19 protein-coding genes are annotated in these 22,124 nt (G+C 68.0%); 3 read left to right on the top strand and 16 right to left on the bottom strand.

Annotated elements, in window-relative coordinates; translation table 11 throughout:
* Positions 1-38 precede the first annotated feature (38 nt).
* Both gltA and VKQ35_RS14400 read left to right on the top strand, forming a co-directional pair.
* The gene (gltA, locus tag VKQ35_RS14405; RefSeq protein ID WP_324362771.1) at positions 39-1,319 is read left to right on the top strand and encodes a citrate synthase; all 1,281 of its coding nucleotides are present in this window, start codon (positions 39-41) and stop codon (positions 1,317-1,319) included.
* A gap of 62 nt (positions 1,320-1,381) precedes the next feature.
* Positions 1,382-2,917, top strand: a complete 1,536-nt coding sequence (locus VKQ35_RS14400) for a carboxylesterase/lipase family protein (RefSeq protein WP_324362769.1) — start codon at positions 1,382-1,384, stop codon at positions 2,915-2,917.
* On the opposite strand, the gene lpxB is transcribed toward VKQ35_RS14400, so the two are convergent.
* The 15 genes from lpxB to rpsB form a co-directional block, all read right to left on the bottom strand.
* Positions 2,914-4,086 carry a lipid-A-disaccharide synthase gene (gene lpxB / locus VKQ35_RS14395; protein ID WP_324362767.1) on the bottom strand — a complete coding sequence of 391 codons (1,173 nt, stop codon included), beginning with the start codon at positions 4,084-4,086 and terminating at the stop codon, positions 2,914-2,916. The genes VKQ35_RS14400 and lpxB overlap by 4 nt on opposite strands.
* The gene (lpxI, locus tag VKQ35_RS14390) at positions 4,083-4,922 is read right to left on the bottom strand and encodes a UDP-2,3-diacylglucosamine diphosphatase (RefSeq protein ID WP_324362765.1); all 840 of its coding nucleotides are present in this window, start codon (positions 4,920-4,922) and stop codon (positions 4,083-4,085) included. Before lpxI ends, lpxB begins: the two co-directional genes overlap by 4 nt.
* 1 nt (position 4,923) lies before the next feature.
* Positions 4,924-5,721 carry an acyl-ACP--UDP-N-acetylglucosamine O-acyltransferase gene (gene lpxA, locus VKQ35_RS14385; RefSeq protein ID WP_324362763.1) on the bottom strand — a complete coding sequence of 266 codons (798 nt, stop codon included), beginning with the start codon at positions 5,719-5,721 and terminating at the stop codon, positions 4,924-4,926.
* Positions 5,718-6,191 carry a 3-hydroxyacyl-ACP dehydratase FabZ gene (gene fabZ / locus VKQ35_RS14380; protein ID WP_324362761.1) on the bottom strand — a complete coding sequence of 158 codons (474 nt, stop codon included), beginning with the start codon at positions 6,189-6,191 and terminating at the stop codon, positions 5,718-5,720. Before fabZ ends, lpxA begins: the two co-directional genes overlap by 4 nt.
* The gene (gene lpxD / locus VKQ35_RS14375) at positions 6,188-7,204 is read right to left on the bottom strand and encodes a UDP-3-O-(3-hydroxymyristoyl)glucosamine N-acyltransferase (protein ID WP_324362759.1); all 1,017 of its coding nucleotides are present in this window, start codon (positions 7,202-7,204) and stop codon (positions 6,188-6,190) included. Before lpxD ends, fabZ begins: the two co-directional genes overlap by 4 nt.
* Before the next feature lie 38 nt (positions 7,205-7,242).
* Positions 7,243-7,932 carry an OmpH family outer membrane protein gene (locus VKQ35_RS14370; protein WP_324362757.1) on the bottom strand — a complete coding sequence of 230 codons (690 nt, stop codon included), beginning with the start codon at positions 7,930-7,932 and terminating at the stop codon, positions 7,243-7,245.
* Positions 7,933-7,939: 7 nt separating this feature from the next.
* Complete coding sequence (bamA, locus tag VKQ35_RS14365; RefSeq protein ID WP_324362756.1) at positions 7,940-10,417, bottom strand: outer membrane protein assembly factor BamA; 2,478 nt, start codon at positions 10,415-10,417, stop codon at positions 7,940-7,942.
* A gap of 29 nt (positions 10,418-10,446) precedes the next feature.
* Positions 10,447-11,664 carry an RIP metalloprotease gene (locus VKQ35_RS14360; RefSeq protein ID WP_324362754.1) on the bottom strand — a complete coding sequence of 406 codons (1,218 nt, stop codon included), beginning with the start codon at positions 11,662-11,664 and terminating at the stop codon, positions 10,447-10,449.
* Between the two features lie 23 nt (positions 11,665-11,687).
* Positions 11,688-12,893: a 1-deoxy-D-xylulose-5-phosphate reductoisomerase gene (locus VKQ35_RS14355; protein WP_324362752.1), complete on the bottom strand. Its 1,206-nt coding sequence runs from the start codon at positions 12,891-12,893 to the stop codon at positions 11,688-11,690.
* A complete protein-coding gene (locus VKQ35_RS14350; protein ID WP_324362750.1) occupies positions 12,881-13,759 on the bottom strand; it encodes a phosphatidate cytidylyltransferase in 879 nt (292 codons plus the stop codon). The genes VKQ35_RS14355 and VKQ35_RS14350 overlap by 13 nt, the downstream gene beginning before the upstream one ends.
* Entirely contained in the window at positions 13,737-14,510 is a 774-nt protein-coding gene (uppS, locus tag VKQ35_RS14345; protein ID WP_324362748.1) for a polyprenyl diphosphate synthase, read from the bottom strand. The genes VKQ35_RS14350 and uppS overlap by 23 nt, the downstream gene beginning before the upstream one ends.
* Before the next feature lie 43 nt (positions 14,511-14,553).
* Positions 14,554-15,120, bottom strand: coding sequence for a ribosome recycling factor (gene frr / locus VKQ35_RS14340; protein WP_324362746.1), 567 nt, complete (start codon positions 15,118-15,120; stop codon positions 14,554-14,556).
* A 67-nt stretch (positions 15,121-15,187) separates the two neighbouring features.
* On the bottom strand, positions 15,188-15,907 hold the full coding sequence (gene pyrH / locus VKQ35_RS14335) for a UMP kinase (protein ID WP_324362745.1): 720 nt from the start codon (positions 15,905-15,907) through the stop codon (positions 15,188-15,190).
* A 95-nt stretch (positions 15,908-16,002) separates the two neighbouring features.
* Positions 16,003-16,941: a translation elongation factor Ts gene (gene tsf, locus VKQ35_RS14330; RefSeq protein ID WP_324362743.1), complete on the bottom strand. Its 939-nt coding sequence runs from the start codon at positions 16,939-16,941 to the stop codon at positions 16,003-16,005.
* 100 nt (positions 16,942-17,041) lie between these two features.
* Entirely contained in the window at positions 17,042-18,022 is a 981-nt protein-coding gene (gene rpsB / locus VKQ35_RS14325) for a 30S ribosomal protein S2 (protein WP_414692348.1), read from the bottom strand.
* Positions 18,023-18,290: 268 nt separating this feature from the next.
* Between rpsB and VKQ35_RS14320 the strand changes: the two genes are divergently transcribed.
* Complete coding sequence (locus tag VKQ35_RS14320; protein WP_324362741.1) at positions 18,291-18,638, top strand: hypothetical protein; 348 nt, start codon at positions 18,291-18,293, stop codon at positions 18,636-18,638.
* Positions 18,639-18,641: 3 nt separating this feature from the next.
* Here the strand turns inward: VKQ35_RS14320 and dnaE are convergent, their stop codons facing one another.
* Complete coding sequence (gene dnaE / locus VKQ35_RS14315; RefSeq protein ID WP_414692350.1) at positions 18,642-22,115, bottom strand: DNA polymerase III subunit alpha; 3,474 nt, start codon at positions 22,113-22,115, stop codon at positions 18,642-18,644.
* Positions 22,116-22,124: the final 9 nt, after the last annotated feature.

Raw genomic sequence — 22,124 nt, 5'->3', positions numbered from 1 at the left:
AAGCCGTCCGAACAGGCGTTTCATCGAAGGGGACGGGCATGGCCGACACCGCGAAAATCAGCATCGGTGGCAAGTCCATCGACCTGCCCATTCTGAAGGGCACGACGGGCCCCGACGTCGTCGATATCCGAAAGTTCTACGCCGAGAGCGACGCTTTCACCTACGACCCCGGCTTCACCTCGACGGCCAGTTGCGAAAGCAAGATCACCTACATCGACGGCGACGCGGGCGTCCTCTTGCACCGCGGTTACCCGATCGGCGAACTGGCCGAGAAATCGACCTTCGTCGATGTCTGCTACCTGCTGCTGAACGGCGAGCTGCCGAACGCCAAGCAATATGCCGAGTTCGAGCACACGATCACCTATCACACCATGCTGCATGAGCAGTTCGATAGATTTTTCCAAGGCTTCCGTCGGGATGCCCACCCGATGGCGATCATGACCGGCGCGGTCGGCGCGCTCTCGGCCTTCTATCACGACTCAACCGACATCAACGATCCGCAGCAGCGGATGATCTCGGCCCATCGCCTGATCGCCAAGATGCCGACCATCGCGGCGCGCGCTTACAAATACTTCGTCGGCCAGCCCTTCGTGCACCCGCGCAACGACCTCTCCTACGCCGAGAACTTTCTGCGCATGTGCTTCTCGGTCCCGGCTGAGGACTGGAAGCCCAATCCGGTGCTGACCCGGGCCATGGACCGCATTTTCATCCTGCATGCCGACCACGAGCAGAACGCGTCGACCTCGACGGTGCGTCTGGCCGGCTCGTCAGGCGCCAACCCGTTCGCCTGCATCGCCGCCGGCATCGCCTGCCTCTGGGGGCCCGCGCACGGCGGGGCGAACGAGGAGGCTCTGAACATGCTGAAGGAGATCGGCACGGTCGACCGCATCCCGGAATACGTCCAGGGGGTGAAGGACCGCCGCTATCGCCTGATGGGCTTCGGCCACCGCGTCTACAAGAACTACGACCCGCGCGCGACGGTGATGCAGAAGACCTGCCACGAGGTGCTGGCCGAAGTCGGCCACGAGGACGATCCGCTGCTGAAGGTGGCGATGGAGCTGGAGCGCATCGCGCTCAGCGACGAGTACTTCATCGAGCGCAAGCTCTACCCGAACGTCGACTTCTACTCGGGCATCACGCTGCGCGCGCTCGGCTTCCCGGCCGAGATGTTCACCGTGCTGTTCGCGGTCGCCCGCACGGTCGGCTGGATCAGCCAGTGGAAAGAGATGATAGAGGACCCAGCCTACAAGATCGGCCGTCCGCGCCAGCTCTACACCGGCGCCCTGCAGCGCCCCTACATCCCCGTCGACAAGCGCTGATGCGCCGCCGGGCTCCGGGATTTCCCAGGGCCACCCTATTTCGAAGCGCGGGCCTAGCGCTTTTGGCCGCCGCCTTGCCGGCGCTGGCGGCGGCGGCGACCGCACGGGTGGAGACCGGCCTGCTGCGCGGCGTCGAAGGCCACGGCGTCGCGGCCTATGAAGGCGTGCCCTTCGCCGCGCCCCCGGTCGGCCCGTTGCGCTGGCGCGAACCGCAACCGGCGGCGCACTGGACGGGCGTCCGCAACGCCACCGCGTTCGCGCCAGCCTGCCTGCAGCTCGGCGTCTCCATGCCCGGAGAGCCGGACCCGAAGACCGACGAGGACTGCCTCTACCTGAACGTCTGGGCGCCGAGCGGGCGGCGTCACGGCCAACTGCCGGTCATGGTGTTCATTCCGGGCGGCGGCTACACCAACGGCGCGACCTCGCTGCCGCTCTACTGGGGCGACCGGCTGGCGCGCCGCGGCGTCGTGGTGGTGACGGTGGCCTACCGCCTGGGTCCGCTGGGCTACCTGGCGCACCCCGAGCTTACCGCTGAGTCGCCACACCACAGTTCCGGGAACTACGGCCTGATGGACCAGGCCGCCGCGCTCGCCTGGGTGAAGCGGAATATCGCGGCCTTCGGCGGCGATCCGGGGCGGGTGACCCTGTTCGGCCAGTCTGCGGGCGCCATGTCAGTCAGCATGCTGATGGTCTCGCCGCTTTCGCAGGGACTCTTCCAGCGCGCCATCGGCGAGAGCGGTGGCCTGTTCGAACCCCTGCAACTGGCGCCCCAGTACAGCCTTGCGGCCGCCCAGAAGGACGGCGAGGCCTACGCCAAGTCGGTGGGCGCGGCCTCGCTCGCCGACTTGCGGGCTTTGCCCGGCGCGGCGTTGCTGAAGGGTCAGGGCTGGAAGATCTCCCATCCCGTTGTCGAGCCCTACGCCCTGCCGATGGCGCCCTACGACGCCTTTGTCGCCGGGCGGCAGGCGAAGATTCCTGTTCTGGTCGGCTGGAACGCACAGGAGGCCCGCTCGCTGACCGATCTCAGCACGGCCAAGGCCGTGACCTTCACCGAGGACATCCGCAAGGCCTTTGGCCCCCTGCCCTCGGCCCTGATCGACGCCTACCCGCACGCCGATGACGCCCAGGCGGTCACCGCCCGCGGCGACTTCGAGCGCGACCTGCGCTTCGCCTGGGACGATTGGGCCTGGGCGCGGCTGCAGGCCATGGCTGGCCAGCCGGCCTATGCCTACCGCTTCGAGCGCAAACCGCCGTTCCCGGCCGGAACCGTCCGCGCCGGCTGGGGCGCCTCGCACTTCGCCGAGCTCTGGTACGTCTTTGATCACCTGGACCAGGAGAGCTGGGCCTGGACGGACGCAGATCGGCGACTGGCCGACGCCATGGCTGACTACTGGGTGAATTTCGCCAAGACCGGCGATCCGAACGGACCGGGCCGGCCTGCCTGGCCCAAGCTCAGCATGCCGGAGGGTGGGCCCGTGCTGCGCCTGGACGACCCGGTAAGGCCCGGGCCGCCTCCGGAGCTCGCGACCCTGAAGATCTTCGACGGCGTCTACAGCACGCTGCGCGGCGCCCCGTTCGGGAAGGCCAAGGCGCCCTAGGCCCGCCGCGCTTCCACGATCTTCAGCACCGCGTCGGCGGCGGCTTCCGACGGATCGGGACCGCCGCGGCCCATCTTGTCGAGCGCGGCGTATTGAGCGGCGATCTGGCGCTCGCGGAACGCCTTGTCGTCCAGCCGCAGCGCCACCTCCCGGGCCAGGATCTCGCCGGTGCAGTATTTCTGGATCAGCTCGGGAGCCACGAAGTCCTGCGCGGCGATATTGAAGAGCGTCACCCACTTCGTCCGCAGCAGCAGGTTCTGCACGATCCAGGCTGTGACCGGGCCAAGGCGATAGCCGATCACCATCGGCGCCCCTGCCAGCGCCAGCTCGGTCGTGACGGTGCCCGAACAGGCCAGGGCGACGGTCGCGGCCTTCATGGCGTCGAGCTTACCCTCGTCGCCCTCCACCACGTGGGCGCGATGGGACCAGCCGGCGACGCGGGCCTTGACCATCTCGGCCACCGTCGGCGCCGCGGGCACGACGACGTGCAGGTTCGGACGGGTTTCCTTCAGGCGGCGGATGGCGTCCTCGAAGGGCGGCAGCATGCGCGCGATCTCGCCCGGGCGGCTACCGGGCGTGACGACGAGGATCGGATCGTCGGGCGCGGCCCCGATCTGCTTGCGCAGCCGCGCCGGCTTGGCTTTCGAGAAATCGACCGTGAGGGCGGAATTGCCGACGAAGGTCACCGGCAGGCCCTCGGCTTCGAAATAGCGGGCGTCGAAGGCATGGATCGACAGCAGATGGTCGACGGCGGCGGCCAGCGTCTTCGCGCGTCCCGGCCGGGTCGCCCAGACCTGCGGCCCGACGTATTTGATGAGCGGCAGCGCCGGGTTCTGTCGGCGCAGGCGCTGGGCGACGCGCAGGGTGAAACCCCAGCTGTCAATCAGCACGGCCACGTCGGGCTTTTCGCGGACGGCCAGAGCCGCGGTTTCGTCGGCGCGGCGAACGATGCGCGGATAGGCCATCAGTCCTTCGAACAGGCCCAGGATCGAGAGTTCGGCGATGTCGAAGGGGCTCTCGACGCCCTCGGCCGCCATTCGCTCGCCGCCGACGCCGACGAAACGCAAGCCCTCGCCCAGCCGCGCCTTCAGCGCTCGCGCCAGCCCGGCGCCGCGGTCGTCGCCGGAAGCCTCCGCAGCCACCAGCATCACCGTGAGCGGCCGGCTCACGGCCCGCCCGGCTCGACGCCGACGATAAACAGGCCAAGCTCGTCGGCGAGCGCGATCACCGCCTCGCGATCCAGGACCAGCAGATGATTGGCCTCGCCGACAATGCCGGCCAGCCCCGCGCGCGCGACGGCCTCCACGGTGGCGGGGCCGATGGTCGGCAGGTCGACGCGGGTTTCCTGGGTGGGCTTTGGGGCCTTGGCGAGCACGCCCAACGGCGCGCCAGGGCGGCCGCGCAGCGCTTCGGGCAGGTCCGCGACGCGGGCCAGCAAGGCGTCGGTTCCCTCGGCGGCTTCCAGGGCGAGGACAAGGCCGCGGCAGACCACGGCGGCCTGGCCGGCGTCGAGGCGGCCGATGGCGCGCGCCACCTGCAGAGCGTGGCCGATGTCGGCCTGATGCTCAGGCCCTGGCGCGTGACGGCCCAGAGGCCCCGCCGCGAGGCCCAGGTCATCCATCACTTCATGCGCGCCTTCGACGGCGAAGCCCTCCTTCTCGAACTCGGCGACCAGCATGCGCAAAAGGGCGTCGTCGCCCTTGCGCGCCGCGGCGATGGCGGCCGGCAGGGCCGCCAGGCCCCGCAGGTCGGGCATCAGGGTCGCGAAGTCCGGGCGGTTGACCTGACCGGCGAGGCAGACCGCCTTGCAGCCGGCGCGCTTCAGGGCCTTGAAGCATTTGCCGAGCTCGGCCAGGCCGACCTCGGCGCCCGCGAACGGCTCAAGGCCCGCGCCGGCAAAGCCCTTCAGGCGGATGACGAACAGCGGGCGGCCTGAGCGCTGGCAGTGCTCGGCGATCTCGACGGGCAGGCTCCCGCCGCCGGCGATCAGGCCGAGCTTTTCCACCTTAGACCTCGCGTTCGGGCAGGCAGAGCGGCCGGCCGGCGTCGGCGCGGATGAAATCGATGATCTCCATCACCGGCGCCGACCCCCCGAAGGTGGTCGCGGTGTCGTCCACCCGCTCCTGGAACGTCCCTTCCTCGGCGAACAGCAGCCGGTAGGCCGAACGCAGCTCGCTGATCGTCTCGCGGCCGAAGTCGCGGCGTTTTAGGCCCACCAGATTCAGGCCCTCTAGGTGAGCGTGATTGCCCCAGACCAAGCCATAGGGGATCACGTCCTTGGTCACCGCGGCCAGGCCGCCGATGAAGGAATAGCGCCCGACCCGGCAGTACTGGTGGACGGCCGCCAGGCCGCTCACCATCACGAAGTCGCCGATATCGACGTGGCCACCGAGCGTGGCGGAGTGGGCCAGGATCACGTTGTCGCCCACCGTGCAATCGTGGCCCACATGGCTGGTGGCCATGTACATGCCGTCGTTGCCGACCCTCGTCACGCCCTCCGACTGGGGCGTGCCAATGTGCATCGTCACATGTTCCCAGATCTTGTTGCGGTCGCCGATGATCAGCTCGGTCGGTTCGCCCTTGTAGCCGGTGTGATGCGGCGGCCCGCCCAGGTTGGCGAAGTTGCGCACCGTGCAGTCCTCGCCGATCCGCGTGTGGCCCTCGAGCACCACATGACTGCCCAGCGTCGTGCGCGCGCCGACGCGGACATGTTCGCCGATGATGCAGTAGGGGCCGATGCTGACGCCGTCGGCGAACTCCGCGCCCTTGGCGACGATCGCCGTCGGATGAATCTCGACGCTCACTTGGTGTCCACCACCATAGCGGCCCACTCCGCCTCCGCCGCGACCTTGTCGTCGACGACGGCGCGGCCTTTGAACTTGTAGATGTCGCGCCGCGACTGCGTGACCTCGACATGCATCTGCAAAACCATTCCCGGGCGCACCGGCGCGCGGAAGCGGCAATTGTCGAGCGACATGAAGAAGATGGCCTTGCCGGCCGGATCGATCTCCAGCGACTTCGACATCAGGACGGCGCTGGTCTGGGCCATGGCCTCGACGATCAGCACGCCAGGCATGACGGGATAGTCGGGGAAGTGACCGGCGAAGAACGGCTCGTTGACCGACACGCACTTGATCCCGACGATCGAGGTGCTGTGGACGAACTTCTCGCAGCGGTCGACCAGCAGGAACGGGATACGGTGCGGAATCCGCGCCATGATCTCAGTGATATCGATGTCGGTGGGAGCTTCGCTCACCGGCGCCTTGCGGCTCATGAATCCCCTTCCTTGCGGCCCGCCTCTCTGGCGAGCCAAGTATTTTCGCGCATCCACTGCCGGATCGGCCGGGCGGGAAAACCGCCCCAGGTCTCGCCGGCCGGAACATCCTTCAGCACGCCAGCCGCCGCGCCGATGCGAGCGCGGTCGCCGATGGTCACGTGATCGGCCACACCCGCGCGGCCCCCGAACTGCACGCCGTCACCGATGATGACGCTGCCGGAAATCCCAGTGTGGGCGGCCATTACGCAGTTGCGCCCAACGCGGACGTTGTGGGCGATCTGGACCTGATTGTCGATCTTGGTGTTTTCGCCGAGCACCGTGTCGTCGAACGCGCCGCGGTCGACACAGCTGTTCGCTCCGATGCCGACGCCGTCCTGCAGGATCACCCGCCCAAGCTGCGGGATATCGATCAGACCCTTCGGCCCTACGGTGGCGCCAAAGCCCGGTTCGCCGATGGCCGCGCCAGCCAGGATTCGCACCCGGTCGCCGATCAGGGCGAAGCCGATGGTGACATTGGCGGAGATTTCGCAGTCGCGGCCGATGGCGACGCCGGGGCCGATCACCGTGTTGGCGCCGATCCGAGTGCCGCGGCCGATCTGGGCGCCCGCGCCGATCACCACGCCCGGCCCCAGCTGCACCTGCGGCTCGATCTGGGCGGTGGCGTGCACGCCCTTCTCGCCGGCGGCGATGCGGGGCCGGTGCAGGCGCGCGGCGGCGAGCGCGTAGCCCACCTGCGGCGACGCCATCACCAGCGCCGCGCAGGTCGCCGGCAGGTCGCCGACATTGTCCTGGGTGACGAAGCAGGCGCCGGCCCTGGTATCCCCGGCCTGGGCCACGAACTTGCGGTCGCTGACGAAGGTGATGCTATCGGCCGTGGCGCCGGCCATCACCGAGACCGCACCCACCAGCCGTCCGCCTTGCGCGGGATCGGCCAGCGCGGCGCCCGTCAACGCTGCGAGGTCCGCGAGCGTGACGGGGCCGAGGTCTTCGAAGAAGCGCGGATCGGGCATGGCTTAGCTACGGCGACCCACGCCCTCTTCAGCGCCGCTTACTTTTTGGCGGGCGCCGGACGCGGGGCTGGACCCGGCGTCTGCACGATAGGCGGCGCGCCGCCGGCCGGCGTGGCGACGCCAGGTTGGTCGAGACGTTCGCGGTCGAAAGCGAACTGGGTGATCTTGCCGTCGACGCCGGTGACCACGGCCTGGGTGATGTCCATGGCCGGGTTGCCGATGATCACCGAGTTGCGCTGCAGCAGGATGCTGCAGGCCTTGGCCTGGTAGGCCTGGCGAACGAAGGGCTCCAACTCCTGGCTGATCCGCGCGACCGCCTTCTGCTCGGTGGCCTGGACTTCGCGGTCGCGCAACTGGGCCTTGCGCTGCAGGGCGCTGGCTTGGATCTGCAGCTGGGAGCCGCGCTGCTCGAAGGTGGTCTGATCGAGCGTGGCGCGTTGCCCCTCCAGCGCCTTGGCCGAGGCGTCGATCTGGTTCTTCTCGCCGGTCAGTTCGGCGTTGGTCTGGGCGATGATCTGCTTCATGCGACCATCGACGAACTGCCCCACCTTGGAGAGCCCGATGGCGTTCTCAAAGGAGAAGATGCAGACGCCGGTGAGCGGCGGACCATGGGTCACAGGAACCGCGGCGGCGCCCGGAGCGGCGGCGGCTTGCGCCAGGGCGGAGGAACCCGTGGTCAGGGCGACGGCGGCGGCGCAGAGGCCTGCGACGAGAGGCTTGGAGGTCATGATAATCCTAGAAACGTGTTGCGGTTCGGAACGCGAAGGTTTCGGTTCGATCGTAAGGCTCCTTCTTCAGGATCTGGCTGAAGTCGAACTGGATGGGACCCATCGGCGACTTCCAGCGAACGCTCAAGCCGGCAGATGCGCGCAGGCCCAGATTGTCCTTGATGTTCGGATCGGTGACCGGCAGGCCGGTGGTGGTGTTGATGGTCCGCTTGTCGAAGGAATCCAACAGGCCTTCTGTGCCGAAGTCACTAAACAGCGCGGCCTTGATGCCGTACTGTTCGGGGAGGAAGGTCGGCACGGTCAGCTCCAGCGAGCCGATCGCATAGACCTTGCCGCCGAGCGCGTCGTTCTGGCCGGTCGTGCTCAGCGTCAAGTCGCGCGGACCGATGCCCGCGATTTGGAACCCGCGGAAGCTGTTGCCGCCCTTGTAGAAGCGGTCGTTGATCCGGACGTGGTCGCCGCCCCAGGCCTCGATATCGCCGGCGGCGCCGGTGACGCTCAGGTTAAAGGTCTTGTTGAAGCCGTGGTACCAGCCGGTCTCACCCTCGGTGCGCACATATTTCACGCTACCGCCCAGGCCCGCGAAATCCTGGTCGAAGCGCACGAAGTAGCCCCGCGTCGGGTTGATCGCGTCGTTGCGGTGATCGAGATAGTAGCCGTAGCCCAGCAGCGAGGTCAGGAAGTTGCCACGCTGGCCGCAGAGCGAGGCCGACAGCAACAGGTTCGCCGGATCGCAGAAGGTCGGATCGATCTGCACGTCGTCCTCGCGCAGTGTGTACCGCAGAGACCCGCGTGAATTCAGGCTGAGCGGGAAGCCCAGCCGCAACCCTGTGCCGATGGTCGACTGCTTGTAGGCTGAGAACTGGGTGAGGTCGTACTGGTAGTAGTAGGCGTCGACGCCGGCCGAGAGGTCGCGCCCCAGGAACCGCGGCTCGGTGAAGCCCAGATCGACCGACTGGCGGAACGAGCCGATCGAGACGCGGGCGCGGACGTCCTCGCCGCGGCCACGGAAGTTGCGCTCGCTGACGCCCAAGTCGATCACCAGCCTGTCGATGGAAGAATAGCCGGCGCTGAACGACAGTTCGCCTGTGGGCTGCTCGGTGACCTTCACCTGCAGGCCGGTGCGGTCGGGCGCGGTCCCGGGCGTCTCGGTGATGTCGACGTCCTTGAAGTAGCCGAGCGCCTTGATCTGGTTCTTCGAGCGATCGACCAGCACGCGGTTGTAGGCGTCGCCTTCCGAGACGTTCATCTCGCGGCGGATCACATAGTCGAGCGTGCGGGTGTTGCCGACGATATCGATGCGGTCGACGTAGACGCTCGGGCCTTCCTTCACGTCGAAGGTCACGTCGACAACGCCCTTGGCGCGATTGGGCGTGTAGCGCGGACGCACATCGACGAAGGCGAAGCCCGCGGCGCCGGCCGCGAAGGTGAGCGCGTCGGTGGCCTGCTCGATCTTTTCGTCCTGGTAGATGTCGCCGGAGCTGAACGGCACCAGCGAGGCCAGCACGTTCTTGTCGAGCTTCTTCAGATCGGTCTCGACGTTGATCTTGCCGAACTTGTACTCCGGCCCCTCTTCCACCGTGAAGGTGATCACGAAGCCGTTCTTGTCTGGCGACAATTCAGCCACCGACGAGGCCACGCGGAAGTCGTAGAAGCCGCGGTTGCGGTAGTACTTGCGCAGCTGCTCCTTGTCGTACTCAAGCCGGTCGGGGTCGTAGTTGGCGTTCGACGAGAAGAATTTGTACCAGTGGCTCTGCTCGGTCACGACGACATCGCGCAGGTCGTCGTCGGAGAAGGCCTTGTTGCCGAGGAAATTGACCCGGAGCACGCCGCTCTTGGGGCCCTCGTTGATCTTGAAGATCAGGTCGACGCGCTTTTGCGGCAGCTCGACGATCTGCGGCGTCACCTCGGCGGAGATGCGGCCGGCGCGGCGGTAGAGCTCGATGATCCGGCCGACGTCCGACTGCGCCTTGGCGCGGGTAAAGATGCCTCGCGGGCGCACGGTGACCTCGTCGCGCAGCTTGTCTTCCTTGATCGAGGAATTCCCCTCGAACAGCACGCGATTGATGATCGGGTTCTCGACCACGGTGACGATCAGGTCGCCGTTCACCAGCTCCATGGTGGCGTCCGAAAACAGCTCAGTGCGGAACAGCGACTTATAGGCCGCGTCGATCTTGGCCTGGTCCACCGTCTCGCCGACCGACAGCGGCAGATAGGAGATCACCGTCGTGGGTTCGATCCGCTCGTTGCCGCGCACGACGAAGCGCTGGATCACGCCGGTCTGGATCGGCGGCGGCTGAATAGGGGCAGGCGCAGGCGGCGGCGCCGTGGCGACCGGCGCGCCTGGCGCGGGTGCTGGTTGCGCCGCCGGCGCGGCTGGGGCCGGCTGTGCGAACGCCAACCCTGGCGTGGCTAGAGCGGTCGTCGCCATAAGACCGGCAAGACCGGAAACTAGCGCAGCGCTACGGGCGCGGTGTCTGTGCATCGAATCAGCCGTTGAGGAAAAGTCGGGTGTTAGGAGAATAGCCCGCCGATGAAATTGAACACACGCAGGCGCTGCAGATCGTTCCAGGTGGCGAACAACATCAATCCGAGAACCAGCGCAAGGCCTACGCGATACCCTGCCGCTTGAACCTTGGCAGCAAGTGGGCGGCGCGCCACCGCTTCATAGGCATAGAACAGCAGGTGTCCCCCATCGAGCACAGGTATCGGCAAAAGGTTCAGGAAACCGATCCCGACGGAGATGTTGGCCACCAGTAGGAGCACCGTCAGCGCGCCGTTGACGACGAAGGCGGCGAGGGTCTGCGACACGTCGGCGGTCTGTTTGGCCAGGTCGCCGGAGATCTGGGCCATGCCGAGCGGACCTGAGATCTGGTCGGCGGTTTCCTGGCCGGTGATCATCCGCCCGATATAGAAAACCGTTGTCTGGACGACGTCGACGGTGCGGTCGACGCCGCCCTTCAGCGCTGCGATCGGTCCATAGCGGACCGTCTTGCGGTCCTGCGGCAGGTCGGCGAACTGCACCCCGATGGTGCCCAGCTGGTGCACATGGCCGACGGCGTCGGTGACATTGCCGCGCACGGGGGTCACGGAGAGCGCCACCTCGCGGCCGCCGCGATCGACGACCAGATTGATCGGCACGCCGGTCCGCAGGATCACCAGCTGCTTCACCGACTCGAAGCTCTTCACCGGCTTGCCGTTGGCCTGGACGATCACATCGCCGGGCTGCAGCCCGGCGACGGCGGCCGGCTTGTTCGGCAGGACAATGGCGACCCGCGCCGCCGAGACCGGCTCGCCCAGCGCCATCAGCAGGCCCGCGAAGACCGTGATCGACAGCAGGAAATTGGCGAAGGGCCCAGCGGCGCTGATCACCGCCCGCTGCCAGAGCGGCTTGAAATGGTAGTAGCGGCCCAGCGCCGCTTCGCCTTCGCGCATCAGGACTTCACGGCGCATGGCCGCCAGGTCGTTCTGGTCGGGCACGCTGGCGGCGTTCTCGTCGCCGGCGAAGCGCACGAAGCCGCCGATCGGCAGCCAGCCCAGCCGCCATTCGACGCCAGACTTGTCCGTCCAGTGGGCGAAGGCCTTGCCGAAACCGATGGAGAACTGGTCGATCTTGGTGCCCAACGCCTTGGCCGCCAGGAAGTGTCCGAACTCGTGGAAGGTCACCACGATGCCGACCACCAGCAGGAACGGCAGGATGTAGAAGGCGAGATTGGGCAGGAAGCCGGCCATGGTTGCGTCTGTTCCTTCGCCCGCTATGCGTGGGCCGGGGCCATAAGGCCGCTTACGACATCGCCCGCCACGCGACGCGCGGTCGCATCGGTGACGCGGGCGGCGTCCACCGGGTCGTTTTCAGGCGGCCTGAGCAGGTTCTGGCGATCCATCCGGCTAAGCGTTTCCTCGACAACTTCGGCAATATCAAGGAAGCCGATGCGCCCGTCCAGAAAGGCCGCCACCGCGATCTCGTCGGCGCCGTTCATCGCGGCCGGCGCGCCGCCGCCGGCCAGCAGGGCGGACTTGGCGATTCGGAGCGCCGGAAACCGCTCCAGGTCCGGCTCCTGGAAGTCCAGCGGGCCGACCCGGGCGAGATCCAGCTTCTGCGCCGGCCAGGGCAGCCGGTCGGGCCAGGCGAAGGCGCAGGCGATGGGGCTGCGCATGTCCGGCGGCCCGAGCTGCGCCAGCGTCGAGCCGTCGGCGTACTCGACCATCGAGTGGACGATGGATTGCGGGTGAATGAGAATGTCGATCCGTTCGGGCGGCATGGAGAAAAGATACGCCGCTTCAATGACTTCCAGGCCCTTGTTCATCATGGTTGCGGAGTCGATGGAAATCTTGGCGCCCATGGACCAGTTGGGATGGGCGAGCGCCTGGGCCGGCGTCGCGCGGGCCATCTGCTCGCGGGTCCAGCCGCGGAACGGGCCGCCGGACGCGGTCAGGATCAACCGCGCCACATGCTGGGCGTTGGAGGGCGAGAACACCTGGAAGATCGCCGAATGCTCGGAATCCACAGGGATCACCGCGCCGCCGGCCAGCTTGGCCGTGCGCAGCAGCTGCGGCCCGGCGCAGATCAGGCTTTCTTTGTTGGCGAGCGCCACGACCGCCCCTGCCCGCGCCGCCGCCAGGGTCGGCGCGAGGCCCGCGAAGCCGACGATGGCCGACATCACCCACTGGGCGTCCATGGCCGCGGCCTCGGCCACCGCGGTCGCGCCGGCCGCGGCGCGCACGCCCGATCCCGCCAGCCGTTCCCGAAGCCTGGGCAACGCCGCCCCGTCCTCGATGACCGCGACCTGAGGGCGCCACTTCAGCGCCTGCTCGGCCAACCGTTCGACATTCCTGCCGGCGGCGAGCGCGACGATCTCGACCTCGGCCTTGGCCTGTTCGAAGAGGTCGAGGGTCGAGACCCCGATGGAGCCGGTCGAACCCAGGACGCTGACCTTACGCGGCAGACTCAATGGCCCCATCCGATCTCATTGGCGAGGCGGGCGACCGACATCACCACCACGGCGAACATCAGCCCGTCGACCCGGTCCAGCAGGCCGCCATGGCCGGGGATGATATCGCCGGAGTCCTTAACGCCGAACCGCCGCTTCAAGGCTGACTCCCAAAGGTCGCCGGCCATGGTCGCCAGGCCGACTGAAAGCCCGATGAATGCGGCGGCCCAAAGGCTGAGCTGGAAATACGGCAGCGCGGCCATGAAGGTGCCGGCCGCCATCGCGGTCACGAGCCCGCCCACGAACCCCGACCAGGTCTTGTTCGGCGAGAACCGGGGCCAGAGCTTCGGGCCTTTCAGGATGCTGCCGACGGCGAAGGCCCCGATGTCGGCGCCCCAGGTGCAGGCGAACAGCATGAGTGTCCACCAGACGCCCTGATTGGTGGCCCTAAGCCAGACCAGGCAGAGCGCGGCCGGCCCCACGTAGAGGACGCCGTAGGCGGCGTCGGCCGGCCGCTCGGCGACGCCGCGCGCCACCAGCGCCGCGGCCAGGGCGCCGAGGCCCATGACCGCCCACGCCTCAAGATAGCGGGTCAGGTGGTGCGCGCCATAGCCCAGGAACACCGCCGCCAGCACCGCGGCCGTCACCGCCGCCGACACCCGGACCGGGGCGATCGGCGCGCTCATCGATCCCCATTCGATCGCCAGGAGCGCCACGGCGACAGAGACCATCAGCAGATAGGGCAAGGCCTCCTGCCGTCCCGCCAGCGCCGGAACCCAGTGCTGGTGCTGGCCCAGCGTCGCGTAGAGCGCGGTCGGGACCAGGACGACGCCCGAGGCGATCCTCAAGCCCAGGTTCGACCAGTCGAAGCGCTTAGCCTGCGGCAAGGACGTCATCGGCCACGACGGCGCCATAGCGGCGGTCCCGCGTGTGGTACTCGGCGATGGCCGCCTTCAGATGCTCCGGCGCATAGTCGGGCCACAGCACGTCCTGGAACACCAGTTCCGCATAGGCCGCCTCCCAGAGCATGAAGTTCGACAGGCGCTGCTCCCCCGACGGCCGCACGATCAGGTCCGGCGGCGGCAGTTCGGAGGTCGACAGATATTGCGCAAAGCGGGCCTCATCGAAATCGGCCGGGTCGGCGCGGCCGGCGGCGACATCCTGCGCGAACCGGCGCGCGGCGTCGGCGATGTCGGCCTGGCCGCCGTAGTTGAAGGCGATCGTCAGATAGAGCGTGCTGTTGTGAGCGGTGCGCGCCTCAGCCTCGCGGCAGATCTTCACCAGGTCGCGCGACAGGCCCTCTTCGCGGCCCACGACGCGCACGCGAACGCCCTCCCGCTCGAGCCGCGGCAGGTCGCTGCGGAAATAGCGTTGCGGCAGAGCCATGAGTTCGGCCACCTCGGCCACCGGCCGGCTCCAGTTCTCGGTGGAGAAGCCGAACACCGTCAGCCAGCGCACCCCAAGGTCCGGGCAGGCCTGGACGATCCGCTTCAGGGCCTCGACGCCGGCCTGATGACCGAGCGTGCGCGGCAGGCCGCGCCGCTTGGCCCAGCGGCCGTTGCCGTCCATGACCAGCGCCACGTGCAGCCCCGTCCGATCGCCTGGATCGGGCGCACCCTGCGCAGCGGTGGTGTCTTTGGCGGCCATGGGGCTGGAAGGCGTTCCTTGAGCGCGCTCGGCGAGGCCGAGGCTAGACGTGCATGATCTCTTGTTCTTTGGTTTTCAAGGCTTCGTCGACGCGCCTGATCGCCTCATCGGTCAGCTTCTGGACCTCGGATTCCATCCGCTTTTCCTCGTCCTGGCTGATGACGTGGGCCTTCTCCGCGGCGCGCAGGTCGTCGTTGGCCTCGCGGCGGATGTTGCGCACGGCGATCCGCTGCTGCTCGGCGTACTTGCCGGCGACCTTGGCCAGATCCTTGCGGCGTTCCTCGGTCAGCGGCGGGATCGGGATGCGCAGGTTCTGGCCGTCGGTCACCGGATTGAGGCCCAGGCCCGCCGAACGGATGGCCTTTTCGACGGCGATCACCAGAGCCTTGTCCCAGACGCTGACGCTGATCATGCGGGGTTCCGGCACCGAGACCGCGCCCACCTGATTGATCGGCATGGTCGAGCCGTAGGCCTCCACATGCACCTGGTCGAGCAGGCTCGCCGAGGCGCGGCCGGTGCGCAGGCTGCCGAATTCTTCCTTCAAGGCGTCGACCGCCTTGTCCATGCGCGCCCGATATTTCGCCAGTTCCGGCTTTTCCACAGTGGCCATGATGTTCGCTCCCTTGGTCCCTGCATTCTGGGGTCCCCGTACTTTGGGTCCCTGCCCTTCGGCGCGTCTAGGCGATCGTCGTGAAGACGCCCTCGCCTTTCAGCACCTTGAGGAGATTGCCCCGCTCGCGGATCGAGAAGACCACGATCGGGATGTGATTATCGCGCATCAGGCTGACCGCGGAGGTGTCCATGACGCGCAGGTCCTTGGCCAGGACCTCCTTGTAGCTGAGCGTCTCGTAACGCTTGGCCGACGCGTCCTTTTTGGGATCGGCGGTATAGACGCCATCGACGCTCGTGCCCTTGAAGAGCGCGTCGCAGCCCATTTCGGCGGCGCGCAGGGCCGCGCCGGAATCGGTCGTGAAGAACGGCGCGCCGACGCCCGCGGCGAAGATCACCACCCGGCCCTTTTCGAGGTGCCTGAGCGCACGCCGGCGGATGTAGGGCTCGCAGACCGCCTCCATCGGAATCGCCGATTGCACGCGGGTGTAGACGCCGATCTTCTCCAGGGCCGCCTGGACGGCGAGCGCGTTCATGACGGTCGCCAGCATGCCCATGTAGTCGGCGCTGGCCCGCTCCATGCCCGCCTCCGCGAGCGCCGCGCCACGGAAGATGTTGCCGCCGCCGACCACGACGCAGACCTGGATGCCGGCGCGGGCGACCTCGGCGATCTCTTCCGCCACGGCCTGCAGCGTCTTGGGATCGATGCCGAAGCCCTCGCCGCCGACACCCGCCTCTCCCGAAAGCTTCAGGAGGATTCGCTTGTAGCGGGGCTGGGCGTCGGGCATGGGGGCGCGGTCTCTCGTCTCAAACGCAACATACACTGAGGGCGCGGCGCGTCGAACGCACCGCGCCCCCAAAGCTCTTTGAGTCGGCGAAGAGCTTAGCTCTGGCCGGACATGGCCGCCACTTCGGCGGCGAAGTCGAGGCCTTCGGCCTTTTCCACGCCTTCGCCCAGCTGGAAGCGCACGAAGCCCTTCAGGGCCACGGGCGAACCCACCTGCTTGGCGGTGTCGGCGACCAGCTGCTCGATAGTCTGATCCGGATTCATGACGAAGGGCTGCTTCAGGAGCACAACCTCTTCCTGCCACTTGCGGATGCGGCCTTCGATCATCTTCTCGACCACGCCGATCGGCTTGCCGCTTTCCAGCGCCTGCTCGGTCAGGAAATTCTTTTCCTTCTCGACGGCGGCCGGATCGAGGTCGTCGGTCGACAGCGCCAGCGGCGGCATCGGGGTGCCGGCCACGTGCATGGCGATCTTCCGGCCGACCTCCTTCAGCGCGGCCTGATCGCCGGCGCTTTCTAGGGCCACGATCACGCCCAGGCGGCCGACGCCATCGCCCTGCGCATTGTGCAGGTAGAGGGAGACGGCGCCCTGGCCCACGGAGAGGCGGGCGGCGCGGCGCAGGCGCATGTTCTCGCCGATCGTGGCGATCATGTTGGTGACCATCTCCTGGACGGTCTCGCCCTTGGCCGTCTTGGCCGCGGAGATGGCGTCGACGCCCTCGGTGGTCAGGGCGACGTCGGCGATCTCCCGGGCCGCGGCCTGGAAGGTGTCGTTCTTGCCGACGAAGTCGGTCTCGGCGTTCAGCTCGATCAGCGCGCCGGTCTTGCCGTCCGCGCTCACCTTGCCGGCCACCAGGCCCTCAGCCGCGGCGCGGCCGGACTTCTTCTCGGCCTTCGACAGGCCCTTCTTACGCAGCAGCTCCATGGCTGCTTCCATGTCCCCGCCGGTTTCCTGCAGGGCGTTCTTGCAGTCCATCATGCCAACGCCGGACTTTTCGCGCAGGTCCTTGACCAGCGCAGCGGTGATCTCCGCCATGGTCAGCTCCTTCAAAAGCTATAGAGGTCGGGCGGAGCCCTCGCGGACTCCGCCCCTGAATAAGGGTTCTAGTCAGCCAATAAGACGCTTTGAACGCGTCTCAGCTGGCCTGTTCTTCGCTCGACTGCTGTTCGGCCGCCGGGGCCTCTTCCGCCGCGACGGCGGTGGTATCGGGCTCGGCGGCGGCTTCCGCCACCGGTTCAGCGGCGGCCTCGGGCGCGGCTTCAGCAGCCGATTCCGGTGCGGCTTCGACGGCCGGTTCGGGCGCGGCTTCGGCAGCGGGCGCCGCCTCGGCCTTGGCCTTCTTCGGCTTGGCTTCGGCCGGGGCTTCGCTGCGCGCCAGGGCCGGCTCCATCGGAGCCTCCGAGGCGCCCAGGTCGACGCCCGCGGCCGACTGGCCGGCGGCCAGGCCGTCGAGGATCGAGTCGGCCATCAGGTCGCAATAGAGCTGAATGGCGCGCGCGGCGTCATCGTTGCCCGGGATCGGGAAGGTGATGCCGTCGGGATTGCAGTTGGTGTCGAGGATCGCGATCACCGGGATGTTGAGCTTGCGCGCTTCCTGGATGGCGATCGCTTCCTTGTTGGTGTCGATCACGAACATCAGGTCGGGAATGCCGCCCATGTCCTTGATGCCGCCCAGGCTCAGCTCCAGCTTGTCGTGTTCGCGACGCAGCTGCAGCAGCTCCTTCTTGGTGCGGCCGGTTTCGGTCTCCAGCACGCCTTCCAGTTCGCGCAGGCGCGCGATCGAGCCCGACACGGTGCGCCAGTTGGTGAGCGTGCCGCCCAGCCAGCGGTGGTTCACATAGTACTGGGCGCAGCGGCGCGCGGCCGTGGCGATCGGCTCGCTGGCTTGGCGCTTGGTGCCGACGAACAGGATCCGGCCGCCGGACGCGGCGACTTCGCGCACCTTCACCAGGGCCTGGTGGAGCAGCGGGATCGACTGCGACAGGTCGATGATGTGGATGTTGGAGCGGCTGCCGAAGATGTAGCGCTCCATCTTCGGGTTCCAGCGGTGGGTCTGGTGGCCGAAGTGGGCGCCGGCTTCGAGCAGTTGGCGCATAGAGAAATCGGGCAGTGCCATGGGTAGCTAAGTCCTTCTTCCGGTTGAACCGCCGCTGGCAAGCCTCCCGTCGACAAGTCTCGGGGAGGACCGGAATGGAAGCGGGCGGGATGTCTCCCCGCCGCGTCGCCAAACACCAGCGTGTGGATTGGAGCGCGGCAAATAAGGGGTTCGGCCCAAAAAAGCAACTGCTGGGAAAAATCAACCGCTTGCGCGCCGGCCGTTCGCTGAGGGCTTGAAGCTTCGCCTTGGCGTTGTAGTGTTTCAGCCAGCAACTTGGGGGCAACAGATGCAAAAATTCCTCGTCGCGCTCGCCGGCTTCGGCGTCATCGCCGGTGCGGCCCATTCGCAGGTCCAGCCGATCGCGCCGATCGCGCCCGTTCCCGGCATTCCACCGATCCCGGGGGCCAAGGCGTCGCAGGCGCCCTTCAAGCCCTTCAATCCCGCGACGGCCGTGAAACCGCCCGCGATGCCGCCAAGCCCCTATTCCGACGGGCAATTTTCACCCGCTGGCGAGGCCAAGCGTCAGCGCAAGGAAAACGCCGTGCCGCAGGGCGGCCCCTTCTCGCCTGAGGGCGAGGCGAAGCGCGCCGCGGCCCAGGCCAAGCGCGACAAACAGAACGCCAGCCCGTTCTAGACCTTAGAGATCTTCCACGAAGGTGACGCCGGGCGCGGTCTTGATCGCGCCGCGCACCGCGCCGTCCAGGGTGAAGCGGCCCGGCAGCTTCATCTCGACCTCGCGGCCCGCGCCGACGCCGGCGATCAGGATGATCTCGCCGCCGCGCGGATTGACGACGCCTTCCAGCCTCTTCTTCAGCGCGTCGATCTCGGCGCTGCGGGGCGCCAGGTGCACCCGCAGGCCGGCGACCACGTTCTCCACAGCCTTGGCCACCGGCTCGGCGCTGTCGCCGAAGAAGCGGACCTCACCGTCCTTGGCCTTGGCGCGCACGGTGATCGCCACCGCCGCGCCGGGCTCGAGGATGTCGCGGCAGCGCCGCCAGCTTTCGGGCGGGAACAGCACCTCATATTCGCCGGTCGGATCGGACAGCGTCACGAAGGCGAACTTCTCGCCGGAGCTCTGCGCGGCGCGTTCCTGGCGGCGGCGCACCACGCCGGCCATGCGCAGGGCCTCGGCGCCGGCCTCGGCCTTGGCGATGGCGTCGGTGAGCAGGTCGGTGCGGCGGCGGCGCAAGGCCTCGACCAGGTCGTCCAGCGGGTGGCCGGAGAGGTAGAAGCCGACCGCGGCCAGCTCCTCGTCCAGCCGGTCGACCGGGGTCCAGGGGTCAGTGCGCTTCATCTTTCGGCGGATAGCGGCCGCGGCGTTCGACTTGTCGTCTCCCAGCAGATCCATCTGGTCGGACGCCTGCCGTGACGAGACTCCCTGCCCGTGCGCGATCAGCACCTCGGCGTTCTCAACCAACTCCGCGCGGTTCGGATTGAGGCTGTCGAAGGCGCCGGCCCTGGCCAGGGTTTCGAAGGTGCGGCGGTTGACCTGCTTGGGATCGACCCGCTCGACGAAATCGAACACGTCGCGGAACGGCCCGCGTTCGCGCCGTTCGGCGACCACGTGCTCCATCGCCTGCAGGCCGACATTGCGGATGGCGCCGAGCGCATAGAGCACCTCGCCGTCCTCGACCTCGAAGTCGGCGCCGGAGAGGTTCACGTCGGGGCTGCGGATCTTCACGCCGGAACGCTTGGCGTCCTGGTAGAAGACCGAGAGCTTGTCGGTGTTGGCCAGGTCCAGGCTCATGGAGCCGGCGAAGAACTCCACCGGCGTGTTCGCCTTCAGCCAGGCCGTCTGATAGGCGATCAGGGCATAGGGCGCGGCGTGCGACTTGTTGAAGCCGTAGCCGGAAAACTTCTCCATCAGGCCGAACAAGAGGTCGGCGAGGTCGGGCGAGACGTTGCGCTCGGCGGCGCCGGACATGAAGCGCGCCCGCTGCTTGTCCATCTCCTCCTTCTTCTTCTTGCCCATGGCGCGGCGCAGCAGGTCCGCCTCGCCGAAGGAGTAGCCGGCCAGGATCTGGGCGATCTGCATCACCTGCTCCTGGTAGACGATCACCCCGTAGGTCGGGCTGAGCACGTCGGTCAGCAGGGGGTGCAGCACGTCGAGGGGCTTGCGGCCCATCTTGCAGTCGACGTAGGCGGGGATCGAATCCATCGGGCCCGGCCGGTAGAGCGAGATCAGCGCGGTGCACTCTTCCAGCGACTGCGGGCGCAGCTGGCGAAGCGTGTCGCGCATCCCCTGCCCTTCCATCTGGAACACGCCCACCGTCTGGCCTGAGGCCATCACCTCGTAGGCGGCCGGATCGTTCAGCGGCAGGGTCTCAAGCGCAAACCCGGCGCCGCGCCGCTCCAGATGCTTCATCGCCCGGTCGACGACGGTGAGCGTCTTCAGGCCCAGAAAGTCGAACTTCACCAGCCCGGCGCTTTCGACCCACTTCATGTTGAACTGGGTGGCCGGCAGTTCGGAGCGCGGATCGCGGTAGAGCGGGGCCAGCTGGGTCAGCGGCCGGTCGGAGATGACGATGCCGGCGGCGTGGGTCGAGGCGTTTCGGTAGAGGCCCTCCAGCTGCAGGGCGATGTCCAGGAGCCGGGCCACCGCCTCGTCCTCGTCGCGGGCCTGGCGCAGGCGGGGCTCGATCTCGATGGCCTTGGCGAGCGTCACCGGATTGGCGGGGTTGGCCGGGACCATCTTGGCCAGCCGGTCCACCTGGCCCAGCGGGAGCTGCAGCACTCTGCCGACGTCCCGCAGAACCGCGCGGGCCTGCAAGGTGCCGAAGGTGATGATCTGGGCGACGCGGTCGCGGCCATAGCGCTGCTGGACGTAGGTGATCACCTCGTCGCGGCGCTCCTGGCAGAAGTCGATGTCGAAGTCGGGCATCGAGACCCGCTCGGGATTGAGGAAGCGCTCGAAGATCAGCCCGTACTTCAGGGGGTCGAGGCCGGTGATCATCAGGGACCAGGCGACCAGCGAGCCGGCGCCGGAGCCGCGGCCGGGGCCCACCGGGACGCCGTGGGCCACGGCCCACTTCATGAAATCCGAGACGATCAGGAAGTAGCCGGCGAAGCCCATCGAGGTGATGACCCCGATCTCCTTCTCCAGCCGCTCCTCATAGGCCTCGATCGGCTGCGAGGCGCCGTTGATCGCCAGCCGGCTTTTAAGCCCTTCGCGCGCCTGATGCGTGAGCTCGTCGTTCTCCGAGCGGCCGCCTTCGGTGGGGAAGCGCGGCAGGATCGGGTCGCGCTTGGGGACCGCGAACGCGCAACGCCGGGCGATATCGAGGGTGTTGTCGCAGGCCTCCGGCAGGTCGGCGAAGAGGGCGCGCATCTGCGCGGCCGGCTTGAACCAATGCTCGGCGGTGACGCGCCGACGCTCGTCCTGGCCGATGAAGGCCCCGTCGGCGATGCACAGCAGCGCGTCGTGGGCCAGGTGCAGGGACGAGGCCTTGAAGTAGACGTCGTTGGTGGCGACCAGCGGCACGTCGGCCTCGTAGGCGAAGGCGACCAGGCCCGGCTCGGCGGCGGCCTCGGCGGCGGTTTCGTGGCGCTGCAGCTCGACGTAGAAGCGGTCGCCGAAGACCCGGCTCATCTCGGCCAGGACCGCGCGCCCCTCCTTGACCTTGCCGGCGGCGAACAGCGGGTCGGCCGGGCCATCCGGACCGCCGGAAAGCAGGATCAGACCCTCGGCGTGCTCGCAGACCTTGCTCCAGGCGACGTTGGGTTCGTCGGCCGGGTCGACCTCCAGGAAGGCGGCCGAGGAGAGTTCCGAGAGGTTGGCGTAGCCCTGCTCGTTCTGGGCCAGCAGCACGATGGTCGGCGTCTTGGCCCAGCGCTCCGGTGGGGCCTCGCCGATGCCGGTGACCGGCAGCGCGCAGCCGACGATCGGCTGGACGCCGGCTTCCTTGGTGAGGACGGAGAATTCCAGGGCGCCGAACAGGTTGGCCCGGTCGGTGAGCGCCACGGCCGGCATCCCGGCCTCGGCCGCCATCGGCCCGATCTTGTCGGCCTTGATGGCCCCTTCCAGCAGCGAATAGGCCGAGCGGACGCGCAGATGAACGAAGCCGCCGGTCTCGCTAGCTGCTTCCTCACTCACGCTGGCCGCCTCTCCCATCCGCATGGC

Origin of the sequence: Phenylobacterium sp., assembly GCF_035309685.1 — a bacterium.
Taxonomy (GTDB): Bacteria; Pseudomonadota; Alphaproteobacteria; order Caulobacterales; family Caulobacteraceae; genus Phenylobacterium.
This window is presented reverse-complemented; position numbering and strand designations above follow the sequence as displayed.

Excerpts from the sequence above, each read along its gene's own strand:
- VKQ35_RS14320 (WP_324362741.1), top strand. The coding sequence starts at position 18,291 with ATGCAAAAATTCCTCGTCGCGCTCGCCGGCTTCGGCGTCATCGCCGGT.
- frr (WP_324362746.1), bottom strand. The coding sequence starts at position 15,120 with ATGGCCACTGTGGAAAAGCCGGAACTGGCGAAATATCGGGCGCGCATG.
- VKQ35_RS14360 (WP_324362754.1), bottom strand. The coding sequence starts at position 11,664 with ATGGCCGGCTTCCTGCCCAATCTCGCCTTCTACATCCTGCCGTTCCTG.
- fabZ (WP_324362761.1), bottom strand. The coding sequence starts at position 6,191 with ATGAGCCGCAAGGCGCCGGTGAGCGAAGCTCCCACCGACATCGATATC.
- pyrH (WP_324362745.1), bottom strand. The coding sequence starts at position 15,907 with ATGCCCGACGCCCAGCCCCGCTACAAGCGAATCCTCCTGAAGCTTTCG.
- dnaE (WP_414692350.1), bottom strand. The coding sequence starts at position 22,115 with ATGGGAGAGGCGGCCAGCGTGAGTGAGGAAGCAGCTAGCGAGACCGGC.
- tsf (WP_324362743.1), bottom strand. The coding sequence starts at position 16,941 with ATGGCGGAGATCACCGCTGCGCTGGTCAAGGACCTGCGCGAAAAGTCC.
- lpxD (WP_324362759.1), bottom strand. The coding sequence starts at position 7,204 with ATGCCCGATCCGCGCTTCTTCGAAGACCTCGGCCCCGTCACGCTCGCG.
- VKQ35_RS14355 (WP_324362752.1), bottom strand. The coding sequence starts at position 12,893 with ATGGGGCCATTGAGTCTGCCGCGTAAGGTCAGCGTCCTGGGTTCGACC.
- VKQ35_RS14350 (WP_324362750.1), bottom strand. The coding sequence starts at position 13,759 with ATGACGTCCTTGCCGCAGGCTAAGCGCTTCGACTGGTCGAACCTGGGC.
- rpsB (WP_414692348.1), bottom strand. The coding sequence starts at position 18,022 with ATGGCACTGCCCGATTTCTCTATGCGCCAACTGCTCGAAGCCGGCGCC.
- uppS (WP_324362748.1), bottom strand. The coding sequence starts at position 14,510 with ATGGCCGCCAAAGACACCACCGCTGCGCAGGGTGCGCCCGATCCAGGC.
- bamA (WP_324362756.1), bottom strand. The coding sequence starts at position 10,417 with ATGCACAGACACCGCGCCCGTAGCGCTGCGCTAGTTTCCGGTCTTGCC.
- VKQ35_RS14370 (WP_324362757.1), bottom strand. The coding sequence starts at position 7,932 with ATGACCTCCAAGCCTCTCGTCGCAGGCCTCTGCGCCGCCGCCGTCGCC.
- gltA (WP_324362771.1), top strand. The coding sequence starts at position 39 with ATGGCCGACACCGCGAAAATCAGCATCGGTGGCAAGTCCATCGACCTG.